The organism is Terrabacter sp. P5_B1 (genome assembly GCF_056400505.1).
Map to the genome: position 1 here is coordinate 1 of NZ_JBFULD010000516.1, position 1,785 is coordinate 1,785.

Sequence of the window (1,785 nt, forward strand, 5' to 3'; positions counted from 1 at the left end):
TGACCAAGCCGAAGCGCGCCCCCGGAGGATTTCCCGTCGTCGGCGTCGTCGGGGGCGGACAGCTCGCCCGCATGATGCAGGGCCCGGCCGTGGAGCTCGGCGTCCAGCTGTCGGTGCTCGCCGAGAGCGACACCGCCGCCGCCGCTCTCGTCGTGCCGAGCTCCCCGGTGGGGGAGCACACGGACCTCGAGACGGTGCTCGAGTTCGCCCGTCACTGCGACGTCGTCACCTTCGACCACGAGCACGTGCCGCCGGCTGTCCTCGCGGCGCTCGAGGCCGACGGGGTCGCCATCCACCCGACCCGCGCCGCCCTGAACTTCGCCCAGGACAAGCTCGCGATGCGTGAGCGGCTCACCGGGCTGGGCATCGCCTGCCCGCGATGGTCGCGCGCCACGACCGCCCAGGAGGTCACCGCCTTCGGGGACGAGGTCGGCTGGCCGATCATCGCCAAGACGCCGCGCGGCGGCTACGACGGCAAGGGCGTGGCCGTCGCGTCGTCGGCCGACGACCTCACGGAGTGGATCGGCCGGATCGGCGAGCCCGGTCCGCTCGAGGGCGGCCTGCTCCTCGAGGAGAAGGTCGACTTCGTCCGTGAGCTCGCGGTGCTCATCGCCCGCAGCCCGTCCGGCCAGGCGGCGGCGTGGCCGGTCGTCGAGACGGTCCAGACCGACGGCATCTGCACCGAGGTCCTCGCCCCCGCGCCGGCGCTCGACGCCGACCTCGCCTCCGTCGTCACCGAGGCCGCGCTCCGGATCGCCGGTGAGCTCGAGGTGACCGGCGTGCTCGCCGTCGAGCTGTTCGAGGTGCGTCCGGGGAGGGGCGGCGCAGCGGCATACGTCGTCAACGAGCTCGCGATGCGCCCGCACAACAGCGGCCACTGGTCGATGGACGGCGCCGTCACGGGGCAGTTCGAGCAGCACCTGCGAGCCGTCCTCGACCTCCCGCTCGGCGACCCCCGGCCGCGGGCGCCGTGGACCGTCATGGCCAACGTCCTCGGCGGCGACTACGAGCACCTCTATCCCGCCTACCGGCACGTCATGGCCCGCGACCCCGGTGCGAAGGTCCACGTCTACGGCAAGGGCGTGCGCCCGGGCCGCAAGATCGGCCACGTCAACGTCAGCGGCGCCGACCTGGGTGATGCTCGCGAGCGTGCGCGTCACGCGGCCGACTACCTCCGAGGAGTGATCACCGAATGAGCGCGAGCCCCGAGTCCGCCGAGAGCTCGCWGACCCCCGCCGCCCCGGCTCCGGTCGTCGGCATCGTCATGGGGAGCGACAGCGACTGGCCCGTCATGCGCGAGGCCGCCCGCGCCCTCGAGGAGTTCGGCATCCCCTACGAGGCCGACGTCGTCTCGGCGCACCGCATGCCCGAGGAGATGGTCACCTACGGGCAGAACGCCGCCGCGCGAGGCCTGCGGGTCGTCATCGCCGGGGCAGGGGGAGCCGCGCACCTGCCCGGCATGCTCGCGTCGGTGACGCCCCTGCCGGTCGTCGGCGTGCCGGTCCCGCTGAAGTACCTCGACGGCATGGACTCGCTGCTCTCGATCGTCCAGATGCCGGCCGGCGTGCCGGTCGCGACCGTGTCGATCGGGGGCGCCCGCAACGCGGGTCTGCTCGCGGCCCGCATCGTCGGCACCGGGAACGACGAGCTCGCCGCCGACGTGCGCGAGCAGATGGTCGTCTTCCAGGCGGACCTGCGCGACCAGGCACACGCCAAGGGCGCGGCGCTGCGCGAGCAGGTCGCCCGCGGCCTGTCCGACTGAGCCACCGCGGGCTAGGTCAGTGC

General features: G+C 73.8%; 2 protein-coding genes. Both read left to right on the forward strand.

The genetic code is table 11. The features are described 5' to 3' along the window. The coding region (locus AC1DP0_RS21555) for a 5-(carboxyamino)imidazole ribonucleotide synthase (protein WP_478088565.1) at positions 1-1,196 on the forward strand (1,196 nt) is incomplete at its 5' end. Further along, entirely contained in the window at positions 1,193-1,762 is a 570-nt protein-coding gene (purE, locus tag AC1DP0_RS21560; RefSeq protein WP_478088567.1) for a 5-(carboxyamino)imidazole ribonucleotide mutase, read from the forward strand. The genes AC1DP0_RS21555 and purE, both read left to right, overlap by 4 nt. Positions 1,763-1,785: the final 23 nt, after the last annotated feature.